This window comes from Pseudarthrobacter sp. NPDC058196 (genome assembly GCF_042882685.1).
Classification (GTDB): Bacteria; Actinomycetota; Actinomycetes; order Actinomycetales; family Micrococcaceae; genus Arthrobacter.
In genome coordinates, this window is record NZ_JBHVVN010000008.1 from 109,596 (window position 1) to 123,443 (window position 13,848).

General features: G+C 67.8%; 13 protein-coding genes. 1 reads left to right on the forward strand and 12 read right to left on the reverse strand.

What is annotated here, in order from left to right; genetic code table 11:
- Positions 1–21: 21 nt before the first annotated feature.
- From ACFVVC_RS13075 to dxr, 5 genes are all read right to left on the reverse strand, one after another.
- The gene (locus tag ACFVVC_RS13075; RefSeq protein ID WP_387453734.1) at positions 22–315 is read right to left on the reverse strand and encodes a YciI family protein; all 294 of its coding nucleotides are present in this window, start codon (positions 313–315) and stop codon (positions 22–24) included.
- A gap of 72 nt (positions 316–387) precedes the next feature.
- Positions 388–867 (reverse strand): hypothetical protein, encoded by a 480-nt coding sequence (locus tag ACFVVC_RS13080; RefSeq protein ID WP_387453737.1) that lies wholly within the window; start codon positions 865–867, stop codon positions 388–390.
- Positions 864–1,601, reverse strand: a complete 738-nt coding sequence (locus tag ACFVVC_RS13085) for a MarR family transcriptional regulator (protein WP_387453740.1) — start codon at positions 1,599–1,601, stop codon at positions 864–866. The genes ACFVVC_RS13080 and ACFVVC_RS13085 overlap by 4 nt, the downstream gene beginning before the upstream one ends.
- Before the next feature lie 79 nt (positions 1,602–1,680).
- Positions 1,681–3,009, reverse strand: coding sequence for a M50 family metallopeptidase (locus ACFVVC_RS13090; RefSeq protein WP_387453742.1), 1,329 nt, complete (start codon positions 3,007–3,009; stop codon positions 1,681–1,683).
- Between the two features lie 17 nt (positions 3,010–3,026).
- Complete coding sequence (dxr, locus tag ACFVVC_RS13095) at positions 3,027–4,211, reverse strand: 1-deoxy-D-xylulose-5-phosphate reductoisomerase (RefSeq protein ID WP_387453745.1); 1,185 nt, start codon at positions 4,209–4,211, stop codon at positions 3,027–3,029.
- Between the two features lie 73 nt (positions 4,212–4,284).
- Between dxr and ACFVVC_RS13100 the strand changes: the two genes are divergently transcribed.
- Positions 4,285–5,751: a lipase maturation factor family protein gene (locus ACFVVC_RS13100; RefSeq protein ID WP_387453747.1), complete on the forward strand. Its 1,467-nt coding sequence runs from the start codon at positions 4,285–4,287 to the stop codon at positions 5,749–5,751.
- Here ACFVVC_RS13100 and ACFVVC_RS13105 read toward each other — a convergent pair.
- The 7 genes from ACFVVC_RS13105 to ACFVVC_RS13135 are packed head-to-tail and all read right to left on the reverse strand — an operon-like array spanning position 5,748 to position 13,790.
- Entirely contained in the window at positions 5,748–6,587 is an 840-nt protein-coding gene (locus ACFVVC_RS13105) for an HpcH/HpaI aldolase/citrate lyase family protein (RefSeq protein ID WP_387453750.1), read from the reverse strand. The two genes, ACFVVC_RS13100 and ACFVVC_RS13105, sit on opposite strands and share 4 nt — an antisense overlap.
- A complete protein-coding gene (locus tag ACFVVC_RS13110; RefSeq protein ID WP_387453752.1) occupies positions 6,584–7,150 on the reverse strand; it encodes a MaoC family dehydratase in 567 nt (188 codons plus the stop codon). The genes ACFVVC_RS13105 and ACFVVC_RS13110 overlap by 4 nt, the downstream gene beginning before the upstream one ends.
- Entirely contained in the window at positions 7,147–7,923 is a 777-nt protein-coding gene (locus ACFVVC_RS13115; RefSeq protein WP_387453755.1) for a CoA transferase subunit B, read from the reverse strand. Before ACFVVC_RS13115 ends, ACFVVC_RS13110 begins: the two co-directional genes overlap by 4 nt.
- Complete coding sequence (locus ACFVVC_RS13120; protein ID WP_387453758.1) at positions 7,920–8,717, reverse strand: CoA transferase subunit A; 798 nt, start codon at positions 8,715–8,717, stop codon at positions 7,920–7,922. The genes ACFVVC_RS13115 and ACFVVC_RS13120 overlap by 4 nt, the downstream gene beginning before the upstream one ends.
- A 48-nt stretch (positions 8,718–8,765) precedes the next feature.
- Positions 8,766–9,929 carry an acyl-CoA dehydrogenase family protein gene (locus ACFVVC_RS13125; RefSeq protein ID WP_387453761.1) on the reverse strand — a complete coding sequence of 388 codons (1,164 nt, stop codon included), beginning with the start codon at positions 9,927–9,929 and terminating at the stop codon, positions 8,766–8,768.
- Between the two features lie 2 nt (positions 9,930–9,931).
- A complete protein-coding gene (locus ACFVVC_RS13130; RefSeq protein WP_387453764.1) occupies positions 9,932–12,175 on the reverse strand; it encodes a biotin carboxylase N-terminal domain-containing protein in 2,244 nt (747 codons plus the stop codon).
- A gap of 7 nt (positions 12,176–12,182) precedes the next feature.
- The gene (locus tag ACFVVC_RS13135) at positions 12,183–13,790 is read right to left on the reverse strand and encodes a carboxyl transferase domain-containing protein (protein WP_387453767.1); all 1,608 of its coding nucleotides are present in this window, start codon (positions 13,788–13,790) and stop codon (positions 12,183–12,185) included.
- Positions 13,791–13,848 lie beyond the last annotated feature (58 nt).

The following is a 13,848-nucleotide window of genomic DNA, read 5'->3' on the forward strand; positions in this document are numbered from 1 at the left end:
GTTGAAAGGGTAGGGATGCGGCTACGCGGTGAGCCCGGCAAGCATGCCGGTGACCGGTGACCATTCAGTGATGCGGGTTCCGGCGATGACGCCGGCCGCGGCAAACGGGTCCTGCTTGAGGATTGAGTTCAAGGCAGCTTCGTCTGTTGCCGTGAAGATCAGGAGGGCGCCGGCGCCGTCGCCGTAGGGGCCGCTGGCCACGATGACGCCGTCCTGCGCCAGGCCGGCTGTCCATTCGCGATGTGCGGGCCGGACCTCGTTGCGGGTTTCGGTGGAGTTGGCGGCGTAAACGTACTCAACGGCAAAAACTGTCATACGGCTACCCTATCGCCATGCCTGCCTTCGCACCCATCCGGGCCGTCCCGGCGCGGGGGCGCGGGGCACGGTCTACTGCAGGAAGAGGATCTTGACGGCGGCCGCGGTTCCGGCCGCCCAGAGCATGGAGGTGAGGGTTCCGATGATGAACCGCTCCGCGGCCACCGGGGTCTCCTTGAGTTCGGCGAATCTGCCGAGCCCCTTGATGGCAACGATGTAGGCGATCGCGACCGGCTGGCCGGCAAGGATGGCAAGGCACACACCGAGCCGTTCCAGCACGCCGATGATGGCGCCCCCGCGCAGGATGCGCTGGCCGGGGGTGGACGCTGCGGCGTCCGTTCCGTCTGCCGTTGGCTCGGGTTGCACCGTCAGCTCACCGTCCACCGTGTCGTCGGCAGACGGGTCCTGGGCAACGGAGCCGCCTTCCCTTGCCGTCGTGGCGGCATCGGCTTTGTCGTCAATGGTCCTGGCGAGCCTGAACACCAAGGCGGTGACCGGCCATCCCATGAAGCCTGCCACCGCCAAGGCCACGGCCACCCACACTGCGGTCACTTCTCTCCTCCATTGCCGGCTCCGGTTTCCTCCACGGCCGGGACCACCTGCGCCCGGGCGAGGTCAAGCAGCAACGATGCGGCCGGCCGTGCTGCCCATTCTTCCTGCCAACCGGAGCGAAGCACGGTGCGGCTCACGGACTGCTCCGTAATTCCCAGTTTCCTGGCCACCTGCTTTTGGCTGCCGTGCCGGGACGGACCGGGCCGGCCGGCTCCCTGCGGGCCGGCATACAGCTGCCGCAGCGCGTCAACCACCCGCCACTGGGCTTCCGTCCGCTCCTGGACCAGGCGGCCCAGGAGCCTGAGTACCGCTTCCGCTTTGGCGCATGTCCGCTCCCCTTCCCCGGCCGGGGCACTCCCGCCTGCCTCCCCCGCCATGATGCCGGCCACCACTGACACTGGCACCTGGGAAGCGGCGGCCTTGGCGCGTTCGACGGCCTTGCGGGCCGCCACGAACGCTGTTCCGGTGCCTTCCCGCGGGCTGGCGCCCGCCGGCAGCACGACGGTTCCAACGCCGATGCCGACGTACCAGCGCCCTTCGCGCAGCGCGTGAAGTGCGATGTCCACTACGGCATCAGCGTCCCGCACCACCCCCTGGACTTCGTCGCCGACCGACCGCTCGAAAACCGGCCTGCCCGCCCCCGAAGGTTCGAGGCGCGCGATCCGCTCAAGGAAACCCGGGACCCGGTCCAGGTCACCGGTGCTGCCGCGCTGGTCGATGGTCATCACGAACATATCTCAACCATAGGCGGGTGATTCATAATAATCAATCAAATCCGACTGATTTAGTAAAGTCAGCCTAATTCGGCTGAAATCAGAACAGGTTGACGGGCTTGACGATGTCCGCGTAAATCAACAGGGCGCTCATGCCCATCAACAAAGCCGCCACCACGTAGGTCACGGGCAGCAGTTTCGCGATGTCGAACGCTCCCGGGTCCGGCCGGCCGCGCAGCCTGGCTACGGTGCGGCGCGCGCCTTCGTACAGGGCTCCGGCCACGTGGCCGCCGTCAAGGGGCAGCAGCGGGATGAGGTTGAATACCGCCAGGGCGAAGTTCAGGCCTGCCAGCAGGCCCACAAGGGTGGCGACCCGGGACTGCAGCGGGACGGCTTCCATGGCGGCAACCTCGCCGGCCACCCGGCCCACGCCCACCACGCTGATGGGGCCGTTGGGGTCCCGGGGTTCCTCGCTGAAGGCGGCCTTGGCTACGCCCACCACACGGGCGGGGAGGTTGAACACCACGCCGGCCACCTGCCGGATGTTCTCTCCGGCCATGGGCAGGACGGACGACGCCGGCTGGGACACCAGCGCCGTCTGCGCGCCGATGCCAAGGAAACCGACGTCCTGGTACTGGAGGGTGCCGGCGGCATCGGTGGCTTGCCGCCCGTCGGCTCCCATCACCGGCCGGGATGACAGGACCGGGGTGACCGTGGTGGACACGGCAGTGCCGTCCCGCTGGACCGTGATGGGCACTTCCTTGCCGGCAGAGGCGCGGATCCACTCCGTCAGCTGGTCCCAGCTGGTGACGGACTTGCCGTCGAAGGAGGTGATGGTGTCATTGGGTTTCAGCCCGGCGGCCGCGGCCGGGGTCAGCCGGCAGTCGGCAGAGTCGGGATCGACGGTTTGCCCCGCGGCCACCTGGCATTTGGAGACATCGGAGATGGTGGTGGTGGCGGTGGCAACGCCAAATCCCATCAGCAGCAGGGCTGTGAGCAGTACGCCGAGGATCATGTTCATGGCCGGCCCGCCCAGCATCACGACCACTTTTTTCCAGACCGGCAGCCGGTAGAAGACGCGGTTGTGATCGCCGGGTCCTACCTCTTCGTGGGCCATGGACCGGGCCTCTGTGGCCAGCGTCTGGAACATGCCGGTGCTGGAAGGCCGGACCGAGCCGTCCTCCTTGTTGGGAGGGTACATGCCGATCATCGAGACGTAGCCGCCCAGCGGGACGGCTTTCACGCCGTATTCGGTTTCACCCTTGCGGCGTGACCAGAGGGTGGGGCCGAAGCCGATCATGTACTTGGTGACGCGCACTTTGAAGAGCTTGGCCGGCACCAGGTGGCCCACCTCGTGGAGGGCGATGGACACGGCGATTCCGACGGCCACGAAGACGACACCGAGGATGAAAAGTAGGACAGGGGTCATGGAGGTAATGCTGCTTCCTAGAGACTGCTGACTGCTAAACGTTCGTGGGCGCGGGCACGTGCCCAGCCTTCAGCATCCAGCACCGACTCCACCGTCAGCCCGGAGGAGCCTGAATGTTCGCTGAGCACCCTGTCCACGGTATCGACGATGTCGGTGAACCGGATCCGCCCCGCGTGGAACGCAATGACCGCCTCTTCGTTGGCCGCGTTGAAGACGGCAGGGAAGGTGCTGCCCTGCTTGGCGGCGTCCTTGGCAAGGTCCACGGCCGGGAAGGCCACCGTATCGAGGGGTTCAAAGGTCCAGGTGGCGGCCTGCGTCCAGTCACAGGCCGGAGCGGCTTTGGGTACCCGGGCCGGCCAGCCAAGGCCGAGGGCGATGGGAAGCCGCATGTCCGGCGGGGAGGCCTGGGCGATAGTGGAGCCGTCAACGAACTGGACCATCGAGTGGACGATGGACTGCGGGTGCACCACCACGTCGATCCGGTCCAGCGGGATATCGAACAGCAGGTGGGCCTCGATGACTTCCAGGCCCTTGTTGACCAGCGTGGCCGAATTGGTGGTGACCATGACCCCCATGTCCCAGGTGGGGTGCGCCAGCGCCTCGCGGGGCGTGACGGCGTGCAGCTGCTCCCGGCTCTTGCCGCGGAACGGCCCCCCGGAGGCGGTCAGGATCAGCCGGTCCACCTCGGCTGCCGTACCTGAGCGCAGGCACTGAGCGATCGCCGAGTGTTCCGAGTCAACGGGCACAATCTGGCCTTCCCTGGCTGCCGCCTTGACCAGGCTGCCGCCAACGATCAGCGATTCCTTGTTGGCCAGGGCCAGAATGGCCCCGGAGCGGAGTGCGGCAAGCGTTGGCGCCAAGCCAATGGACCCGGTGATGCCGTTCAGCACCACGTCCGCCTCCACCGCGGCGATCCGGGCCGAGGCGTCAGGTCCGGCCACGATCTCCGGCCGGTACCCGGTGCGCCCCGCCGCGGCGGCTGCTTCCCGGATGAGCGATGCCAGCCGGCCGGGGTCCCCGGCGGCGATGCCCACCGCGGCGGCGCCGGTGTGGACCGCCTGGCGGGCCAGCAGTTCAAGGTTGCCGCCGCCGGCACTCAGTGCCACCACCTCGAACAGGTGCGGGGCGCCGTCGACGACGTCGATCGCCTGCGTGCCGATGGAACCGGTGGATCCGAGGAGGACGATTCTGCGTGGCTGCATCCGTTAAGTATCCCGCACGCGGCCGGGCCTGCTGTGCCTTGACCGCCGGGCGGCCGGGCGTAACGTGGAATCCGTGGACTGGCTCTCCTGGTTCGATGCGCCGGAGTACGAATTTGCCCGGCAGGTGCTGCAGCGGGGCGTCGCAGCGTTGTATTTCGTTGCGTTCCTGTCCACGCTGAACCAGTTTCCGGCGTTGCTCGGCGAGCGCGGCCTCCTTCCGGTGCCGGATTTCCTGGCCGCGTTTTCCCGGTTGTCCCGGCCCACGCTGTTCCGTTGGCGGTACTCGGACCGCCTGCTGCGCGGTGTATGCACCGTAGGCTTGGCGGTCTCGGCGCTCCTCGTGGCCGGGCTCCCCCAGGCCGGGCCGCCCTGGGTTCCGTTGCTGGCGTTCCTTGCCCTGTGGCTTTTGTACATGTCCATCGTGAACGTGGGGCAGACCTTCTACGGGTTCGGCTGGGAGATGCTGCTGCTGGAGGCCGGTTTCACCGTGGCCTTCCTGGGATCTGACCAGACGCAGCCTCCGCGCCCCATCCTCATCCTGGTTGTATGGCTGGTGTTCCGCCTTGAGTTCGGGGCCGGGATGATCAAGATCCGCGGCGGCCGGGAGTGGCGGGACCTGACAGCGTTGTACTACCACCATGAGACCCAGCCCATGCCGGGGCCCCTTAGCCGGCAGGCCCACCTGCTGCCGAAGCCGCTGCACCGGATCGAAGTGGTGGGCAACCACATCGCCCAGCTGGTGGTGCCGTTCCTGCTGTTCGCGCCGCAGCCAGTGGCAGGCGTGGCGGCGGCCGTCGTTGTCGCCACCCAGCTGTGGCTGGTGGCGAGCGGCAACTTTGCGTGGCTGAACTGGATGGCGATCGTCCTGGCGTTTGCCGCGGTCAGCGACCCCGTGGCCCACGCCGTGATCCCGGCCATCCCGGCGCACTGGCACGCCGGCGCCGCACCGGCAACGCCCCTGTGGTGGCTGGCCATAACGCTGGCGGCGTCCCTCCTGCTGCTGGTCCTAAGCTACTGGCCGTTGCGGAACCTCTTCTCCCGCCGGCAGCTGATGAATGCCAGTTTCAACCGGTGGCAGCTGGTCAATGCCTATGGTGCATTCGGCACGGTGACCAGGCAGCGCATCGAGATCGTGGTGGAAGGCACCCTGGACGGAAACCCCGGGGACGCTTCGGACTGGCGCGAGTACGGCTTCAAGGGCAAACCCGGCGATGTCCGGCGCATTCCGCGGCAGTGGGCTCCGTACCACCTGCGGCTGGACTGGCTGATGTGGTTCCTGCCGCTGCGGAGCGTGCACGAAGAATGGTTCTACGCCTTCCTGGGCAAGCTGCTCTTGGCGGACCCGCAGGTTTTGCGGCTGCTTAGGCATGACCCCTTCGACGGCGCCGCGCCGCGCCTGGTACGCGTGCGCAGTTTCCATTACCGCTTCGCCACCCGGAAGGAGCTCCGGGAGACCGGGAACCGCTGGGTACGGACGCTGCTGTACGAGCCCATTCCGCCCACGTCACTTCGCCGCCCGAAGGGACCGAAAGGCAGCTAGGCGTCCCTGCCCGCGCGGCGCAGGATGCCTTGGGCGTGCTTGATGATTGGCCCGTCGATCATCTTTCCGTGGTGCTGGAAGACCCCGCTGCCGGCCGCCGTGGCGGCGTCCAGCAGCTCATGGGCCGCGGCCACTTCCTCCTGGGAGGGTGCGTAGGCTTGGCGGACGACGGCGGCCTGGCCGGGGTGGATGCACGCCTTGGAGCCGAATCCTGAGGCCACGGCGTCGGCGGTTTCATCCGCCAGCCCGTCGAGGTCGGGGATGTTGGTGTAGACGGCGTCGATGGCTTCCTTTCCGAAGGCCCTGGCGGCCAGCAGCACCGAGGAGCGGGCGTGCAGCGCCACGGCCCGGTAACCGCCGTCGTCCTTCCTGCTGGACGTGCCGCCCAGCGTGGCCAGGAGGTCCTCGGCTCCCCACATCAGGGCCACCACGTTGGGGGCGGCCGCAATGGCGGGAGCGTTCAGCACGCCCAGGGCTGTTTCGCACAGCGCAATGACCTGGTACCCCTCCAGCGCTTTGAGCTGTTCAGCCGATTCCGCCTTGGCGAGCATGACGGTCCGGTACGGCGTGTGCGCCAGGCAGTGCAGGTCCTTCGCGAAGTCTTCCGTGCCGACCGGGTTGACCCGGACGATGGTCCGGCTGGGGTCAAGTTCGGGGTCGTCCCCGGCAGCGCCCGCCTGGGCAAGGATTGCACCGCGCGCCCGCTGCTTGTCCGGTGGCGCCACGGCGTCCTCGAGGTCCAGGATCACGGCGTCCGCCCGCGCTGCGGCTTTCAGGTAGCGCTCGGGGCGGTCGGCGGGGCAAAAGAGCAGGGCAGGGCCCATCACAAATGTCATACGGGCATTCTCCCCTGTGCGCCGGGCTGGTCCTGGTGGGCGGCCCGGGTCCACATCAGGCAGCTTCTCGTGGCCCGTGCCACCTCTGCTCCGTCCTGGTTGCGTCCGGTGTGCTCCATGGTGACGATGCCTTGGCCCGGCCGCGAGGCCGAAAGCCGTTTGCCGGTGATCATGGTCTCGGTGTAGAGCGTGTCCCCGTGGTAGAGCGGGTGCGGGAAGGAGACATCCGTCAGGCCGAGCTGGGCGATGATGGTCCCCTGGGTCAACTGGGTAACGGACTGCCCCACCATGGTGGCGAGGGTGAACATGGAGTTCATCAGCCGCTGGCCAAAGGGCTGCCCAGCGCTCCAGGCCGCATCCAGGTGCAGCGCCTGCGTATTCATGGTGAGCGTGGTGAAGAGGACGTTGTCCGTTTCCGTCACGGTGCGTCCGGGCCGGTGGGCATACAGCACACCCTCCTCCAGCTCGTCGAAGTAGAGCCCGCGCTGCTCGATGACGCGCCTGCCGCCCCCGCCAGCCGATGAGCCTGCCGGGACCGTATCAGTGGGGTTATCGCCGGTCATACGGTGAGTTCCTGGTCTTCCTCGTACAATTCCGCGCCGGTGGCGGCCACCACGTCCTCGACGGAAACGTTGGGGCCCAGTTCGCGCAGGACCAGCCGGGACGGGCCGCCGTCCCGGACGACGTCGATCACGGCGAGGTCGGTGATGATCCGGTCCACGCAGCCTTTGCCGGTCAACGGGAGCGAGCACTCCCGGACGATCTTGGGATTGCCCTTGCGGTCCACATGCTCCATCATCACGATCACGCGCTTGGCGCCGAACACCAGGTCCATGGCGCCGCCCATTCCCTTGACCATCTTTCCCGGGACCATCCAGTTGGCGAGGTCTCCGTTGGCGGCGACCTCCATGGCGCCCAGGACCGCGAGGTCCACGTGGCCGCCGCGGATCATGCCGAAGGACGTTGCCGAATCGAAGAACGCCGCACCCCTGTTGACAGTCACGGTTTCCTTGCCGGCGTTGATCATGTCCGGGTCCACCGCGTCCTCTGCCGGGTAGGGGCCAACGCCCAATATCCCGTTCTCCGAGTGCAGGACCACTTCCACGCCGGCCGGGATGTAGTTGGGAATCAGGGTGGGCATGCCGATGCCCAGGTTGACGTACTGGCCGTTGCGGAGTTCCCGGGCGACCCTGGCGGCCAGTTCGTTCCGCGTCCAGCCTTTGCTGCCTGCGGCGGCCGCGCCGCCGGGCCCGGGCTGATGCTCGCCGGCACGCCGGTATTCCGGCCGGACGGTTTCCGGTCGCGGCGCCTCAGGGCTGTTGGGATCCATGGTCATGCTCCTGCCTGCTGGTCGCTGCCGGTGGTGCTTCCGGCCGGCGCCGCCAGGGCAACCGTCCGCTTTTCGATGCGCTTTTCCCCGCCGGCCGCCAGGACCACCCGCTGGACGAAAATTCCGGGCGTGTGGATGTGTTCGGGGTCCAGTTCGCCGGGTTCGACGAGTTCTTCCACCTCGGCGATGGTGACGCGTCCGGCCATGGCGCAGAGCGGGTTGAAGTTCATGGCCGTGGCATGGAAGACCAGGTTGCCGTGCCGGTCGCCCTTCCAGGCGTGCACCAGCCCGAAGTCCGGAGTGAGGGATTCTTCCAGGACATAGTCCACTCCCCCGAAGGAGCGCACTTCCTTGGCCGCCGAGGCGATGGCGATGCCGCCGTCAGCGTCGTACTTCTGCGGCAGGCCGCCGTCGGACACCTGCGTCCCCACGCCCGCCTTGGTAAAGAACGCGGGAATGCCGGCACCGCCGGCGCGCAGCTTCTCGGCCAGCGTGCCCTGCGGGGTCAGCACCACCTCGAGCTCACCGGCAAGGTATTGGCGGGCGAACTCCTTGTTTTCCCCCACGTAGGAGCTGATGGTGCGGCGGATGCGGCCGTCGCGGAGCAGGATGCCCAGGCCCCAGTCATCCACGCCGCAGTTATTGCTGACCGTTTCCAGGCCGGAGGTGCCGGCGCGGTGGAGGGCGTCGATCAGGGCCACCGGGATTCCGCAGAGCCCGAACCCGCCAACCGCCAGCGAAGCCCCGTCTGGGATGTCTGCCACGGCGGCATCGGCGCTGGCTACAACCTTGTCAATCATCAGTGATCCTTTCAGGCGGGCTGCGATCCGTACTGCTGGCGCAGGCGCTTACAGTCCCAGTTCACGGGCGATCAGCATCAGCTGGACTTCCGTGGTGCCCTCCCCCACTTCAAGGATCTTGGAGTCGCGGTAGTGGCGCGCCACGGTGAACTCGTTGATGAAGCCATAGCCGCCGAATACCTGGGTGGCATCCCGCGCGTTGTCCATGGCCGCCTCGCCTGCGACCATCTTAGCGATGGCCGCCTGGGTCTTGAACGGCTTGCCGGCCAGCATCCTGGCGGCCGCATCGTAGTAGGCCAGGCGGGCCGTGTGGGCCCGGGCTTCCATCCGTGCGATCTTGAAGGAGATGGCCTGGTACTTGCCGATTTCCTGGCCAAATGCCCGGCGTTCCCTGGCGTACTTGACCGACAGGTCCACGCAGCCCTGGGCGGCACCGGTGGCGAGCGCGGCGATGGCGATCCGGCCTTCGTCCAGGATGGACAGGAAATTCGCGTACCCGCGTCCTTCCTCGCCCAGGAGGTTTTCCTCCGGTACGCGGACATCCTTGAGGGTCAGCGGGTGGGTGTCGGAGGCATTCCAGCCCACCTTGTTGTACGGCTTCTCCGCTTTGAAGCCTGGTGTATCCGTGGGCACCAGGATGGTGGAGATCTCCTTCCGCACGCTGCCGTCGGCGGCTTCCTTCCGGCCGGTGACGGCGGTGACGGTGACCAGCCGGGTGATGTCAGTTCCCGAGTTGGTGATGAACTCCTTGTTGCCGTTGATCACCCACGTGCCGTCCTCGCGGCGGGCGCTGGTCTTGGTGCCGCCCGCGTCCGAACCTGCCTCGGGTTCGGTGAGCCCGAAGCCTGCGAGCGCCTGCCCTGATGCCAGGAGCGGCAGCCATTCCTGCTTCTGGGCGTCGGTTCCGAAGCGGTACACCGGCATGGCGCCCAGGGAAACGCCGGCTTCCAGCGTGATGGCCACCGACTGGTCCACGCGGCCGAGCTGTTCCAAGGCCAGGGCGAGCGCGAAGTAGTCCCCGCCCATGCCGCCGAATTCCTCCGGGAACGGCAACCCGAACAGGCCCATCTCCGCCATCTGTTTCACCACGTCATACGGGAAGCTGTGTTCCTCATCGTGTTTGGCGGAGACCGGGGCCACCACGTTGTCCGCGAAGTCGCGGACGGTGTCGCTGAGGTCCTGGTATTCCTCGCTGAGTTCGAATCCGGTCATGGTCAGGCTCCTTCGCCTTGGATGGTGTCTGTGGCTGTGTCTGCGGGCGCTGGTTCTGCGTCCGCGGGGTAGGGGTGCACGGTGGCAAGGACCTGGTCTGCCTTCACCAGGTCCCCGGTGCGGGCGCTGAGGTGCACGGTGCCGGCCAGCGGGGCAACGAGGTGGTGCTCCATCTTCATGGCCTCCACGGACACCAGGACCTGCCCGGCCTGGACCGCGTCGCCGTCGGTGACCGGGACGGCCACCACGGTTCCCGGCATTGGTGAGCGCACCTCGGGGTCCGCTGAGCCTTCTTCGCGTTGAATGGCGGCCAGCACCCGGTCCAGCCTTGCCTCGCGGGTGAGGACCTCAAGCCGGCAGGACCAGCCAGCACTGCCCAGGAAGATCCGGGTGGGCCCGGCAGGCAAAGGGTTGTCCCACGCTGGAGCGGCGGCCTCCGGATAGTCGGGCGCCAGCCGGTAGGCATGACGTTGGCCTTCAAGGTCAAGTTCGATGCTTTGCCGGCTGGACCATTGCAGTGACGCCGGCATCGCGGTGCCGTCGTTGACGGCAACCATGGCGGTGCCTCCCCCGTTGGGGGTGCCGGTGACCCGGACCGTGGCCACACCGCCGTCGGGGGTTCCCAGGCTGACGCGGCGGGGCGACGTCTTTCCAAGGCGCCAGCCGCTGCGGGCCCGCCACGGGCCGCTCCCCGGGGCAGGGTTGTTTTGATCCTCCAGGGAGAGCGTATACAGGGCGGCAGCCACGAGTTCCGGATCGCCCACCCGCCGGAAGTCCAGTGCGGGCAGCTTCCGCTCGATCAGGCCCGTGTCAAGGTGCCCCGCCTGGACGTCGGGGTCGCTGAGCAGGAGCCTCAGGTATTCCACATTGGTGTCGATGCCCAGCGCCGTGTAGCCGGAGAGCGCGACGTCGAGGGTTGCCAGCGCGGCGCCGCGGTCTTCGCCCCAGGCGATGACCTTGGAGACCATGGGGTCGTAGTGGGCCGAGAGTTCCAACCCTTCCATGAGGGAGGAGTCCACCCGGACCCGGGCGCCGGCCCGGTCCGCTTCCACCCGGACAGGAGCGCCGGGCCGCTGCTTCGGCCCAGGCAGTTCGTCCAGCACCAGCACGGTGCCGGTGGAGGGGAGGAAGTTCTTCTCCGGGACCTCGGCGTAGACGCGCGCCTCCACGGCATGGCCGGAGAGTTCGACGTCGGCCTGCCGGAGCGTCAGTTCGGCACCGGCGGCGATCCTTACCTGCCACTCCACCAGGTCGGCGCCGGTGACCATCTCGGTGACCGGGTGCTCCACCTGCAGCCTGGTGTTCATCTCCATGAAGAAGAACTCGTCCGGCGCGTCGTCGGATACCAGGAATTCCACGGTTCCGGCGCCCTGGTAGTTCACGCTGCGCGCGGCATTGCAGGCCGCCTCGCCAATCCGTGCGCGGATGGCCGGCCCGTCCGGGAGGCCCTCCAGCAGCGGTGAAGGCGCTTCCTCGATGACTTTCTGGTGCCGCCGCTGCAGCGAGCATTCGCGCTCGCCGAGGTGGATGACGTTGCCATGGCTGTCCGCCAGCACCTGCACTTCGATGTGCCGCGGCGTGGTTACCAGGCGTTCCAGGAACAGCGTGTCGTCTCCGAACGCGGCGGCGGCCACGCGCCGGGCCGTTGCCAGCGCGGCGGGCAGGTCCTCCGGTTTTTCGACGGCGTGCATCCCTTTGCCGCCGCCGCCGGCGGAGGGCTTGATCAGGAGCGGAAAGCCGACCCCGCCGGCGGCCTCCACCAGTTCGCCGTCGGTCATGCCGGGCTTGGCGATGCCGGGGACCACGGGCACGCCGTAGCCGGCCACGTGGTTCTTGGCCCGGATTTTGTCCCCCATGACGTTCAGGGCCTCCACGCCGGGGCCGATGAAAGTGATGCCGGCTTTCTCCAGGGCGCGGACAAAGTCCACGTTCTCACTCAGGAAGCCGTACCCCGGGTGGACGGCTTCGGCGCCGGATTGCCGGCACGCCTCAATGAGCGCGTCCGCGCTCAGGTAGCTTTCGACGGCGGCTGCCGGGCCGATCCGCACGGCCGCGTCAGCTTCGCGGACGTGGCGGGCACCGGCGTCGGCATCGCTGTAGACGGCTACCGACCGGATGCCGAGGTGGCGCAGGGTGCGGATGACCCGGCAGGCGATTTCACCGCGGTTTGCCACCAGGACCGTGCCGAACAGGCGGGGGTTGGAGGTGCCGCCGGGGGCTGGATCTGTTCGGGTTTGCATGGTCATTGCTGGCTCACATCCGGAAGAGGCCGAAGGAGGTCTCCGGCAAGGGGGTGCGGGAGACGACGTCGAGCGCCAGTCCCAGGACGGTGCGGGTGTCTGCGGGGTCGATTACGGCGTCGTCCCAGAGCCGGGCCGTGGAGTAGTAGGGGCTGCCCTGGTCCTCGTACTGGCGGCGGATGGGTGCTTTGAAGGCCTCTTCGTCGCCGGCCGGCCATTCTTCTCCGGCCGCCTCGTACTGGTCGCGCTTCACGGTGGCCAGGACGCTGGCGGCCTGGTTGCCGCCCATGACGGAGATCCGGGCGGCGGGCCACATCCAGAGGAACCGCGGCGAGTAGGCCCGGCCGCACATCGAGTAGTTTCCGGCGCCGAAGGAGCCGCCGATCACCACCGTCAGCTTGGGAACGCGGGCAGTGGCCACGGCTGTCACCATCTTGGCGCCGTTCTTGGCGATGCCGCCCTGTTCGGCGTCCTTGCCCACCATGAAGCCGGAGATGTTCTGCAGGAACAGCAGGGGGATGCCGCGCTGGTCGCAGAGTTCGATGAAATGGGCGCCCTTGAGCGACGATTCGCTGAAGAGCACGCCGTTGTTGGCCACGATTCCTACGGGGTGTCCGCAGATCCGGGCGAATCCCGTGACGAGGGTGGTGCCGTACTCCTTCTTGAACTCGTGGAACCTGCTGCCGTCGACCAGCCGGGCGATCACCTCGTGGACGTCGTACGGGGCGTTGACGTCCGTGGGCACGGCACCGTAGATTCCGTCCGGCTCCGCGGCAGGTTCGACGACGGGGTCCACTTGCCAGGCGGGCGCGGCGGGCGGCGGGAGGGTGGCGACAATGTCCCTGATGATCTGCAGGGCATGCTCATCGTTTTCGGCCAGGTGGTCGGTCACCCCCGAAATCCGGGCGTGCACGTCTCCGCCGCCGAGTTCCTCCGCGGTCACGATCTCGCCGATGGCGGCCTTCACCAGAGGGGGGCCGCCCAGGAAGATGGTGCCCTGGTTCCGGACGATGACTGTCTCGTCGCTCATGGCGGGGACGTAGGCACCGCCGGCGGTGCACGACCCCATGACGGCAGCGATTTGCGGTATTTTCGCGGCGGAGAGCCGGGCCTGGTTGTAGAAGATGCGGCCGAAGTGGTCCTTGTCCGGAAAGACCTCGTCCTGCTTGGGCAGGAACGCCCCGCCCGAATCCACGAGGTAGATGCAGGGCAGCCCGTTTTCGAGGGCTATCTCCTGGGCACGCAGGTGCTTCTTCACCGTCATGGGGTAGTAGGTGCCGCCCTTGACGGTGGCATCGTTGGAGATCACCAGCACCTGCCGCCCGTGCACCAGTCCGATCCCGGCGATGACGCCGGCCCCCGGAGCGTCGTCGCCGTACATCCCGTTCGCAGCCAGCGGGGCGATCTCCAGGAACGGGCTGCCGTCATCCAGCAACTGGTCGATCCGGTCGCGCGGCAGGAGCTTCCCGCGGGCCACATGCCGCTCCCGCGATTTCTGCGGTCCGCCCAGCGCCGCGTCCGCCAGCCTCTTCCGAAGGTCGCCGGCGAGAGCCAGTTGAGCGTCCCGGTTGGCGCGGAAGGACTCGCTTGCGGGGTCGAGCCGGCTGGCAAGGGTCTCCATTGACGATCCGTTCCTGTCTGGACCGGGCCGGCCCCAGGCCAACTCGGTTAGTGACTAA

What these genes read in the sequence shown, in the direction of transcription:
- ACFVVC_RS13120 (WP_387453758.1), bottom strand. Translation starts at nt 8,717, where the DNA reads ATGATTGACAAGGTTGTAGCCAGCGCCGATGCCGCCGTGGCAGACATC.
- dxr (WP_387453745.1), bottom strand. Translation starts at nt 4,211, where the DNA reads ATGCAGCCACGCAGAATCGTCCTCCTCGGATCCACCGGTTCCATCGGC.
- ACFVVC_RS13110 (WP_387453752.1), bottom strand. Translation starts at nt 7,150, where the DNA reads ATGACCGGCGATAACCCCACTGATACGGTCCCGGCAGGCTCATCGGCT.
- ACFVVC_RS13115 (WP_387453755.1), bottom strand. Translation starts at nt 7,923, where the DNA reads ATGACCATGGATCCCAACAGCCCTGAGGCGCCGCGACCGGAAACCGTC.
- ACFVVC_RS13085 (WP_387453740.1), bottom strand. Translation starts at nt 1,601, where the DNA reads ATGTTCGTGATGACCATCGACCAGCGCGGCAGCACCGGTGACCTGGAC.
- ACFVVC_RS13075 (WP_387453734.1), bottom strand. Translation starts at nt 315, where the DNA reads ATGACAGTTTTTGCCGTTGAGTACGTTTACGCCGCCAACTCCACCGAA.
- ACFVVC_RS13125 (WP_387453761.1), bottom strand. Translation starts at nt 9,929, where the DNA reads ATGACCGGATTCGAACTCAGCGAGGAATACCAGGACCTCAGCGACACC.
- ACFVVC_RS13135 (WP_387453767.1), bottom strand. Translation starts at nt 13,790, where the DNA reads ATGGAGACCCTTGCCAGCCGGCTCGACCCCGCAAGCGAGTCCTTCCGC.
- ACFVVC_RS13105 (WP_387453750.1), bottom strand. Translation starts at nt 6,587, where the DNA reads ATGACATTTGTGATGGGCCCTGCCCTGCTCTTTTGCCCCGCCGACCGC.
- ACFVVC_RS13090 (WP_387453742.1), bottom strand. Translation starts at nt 3,009, where the DNA reads ATGACCCCTGTCCTACTTTTCATCCTCGGTGTCGTCTTCGTGGCCGTC.
- ACFVVC_RS13130 (WP_387453764.1), bottom strand. Translation starts at nt 12,175, where the DNA reads ATGACCATGCAAACCCGAACAGATCCAGCCCCCGGCGGCACCTCCAAC.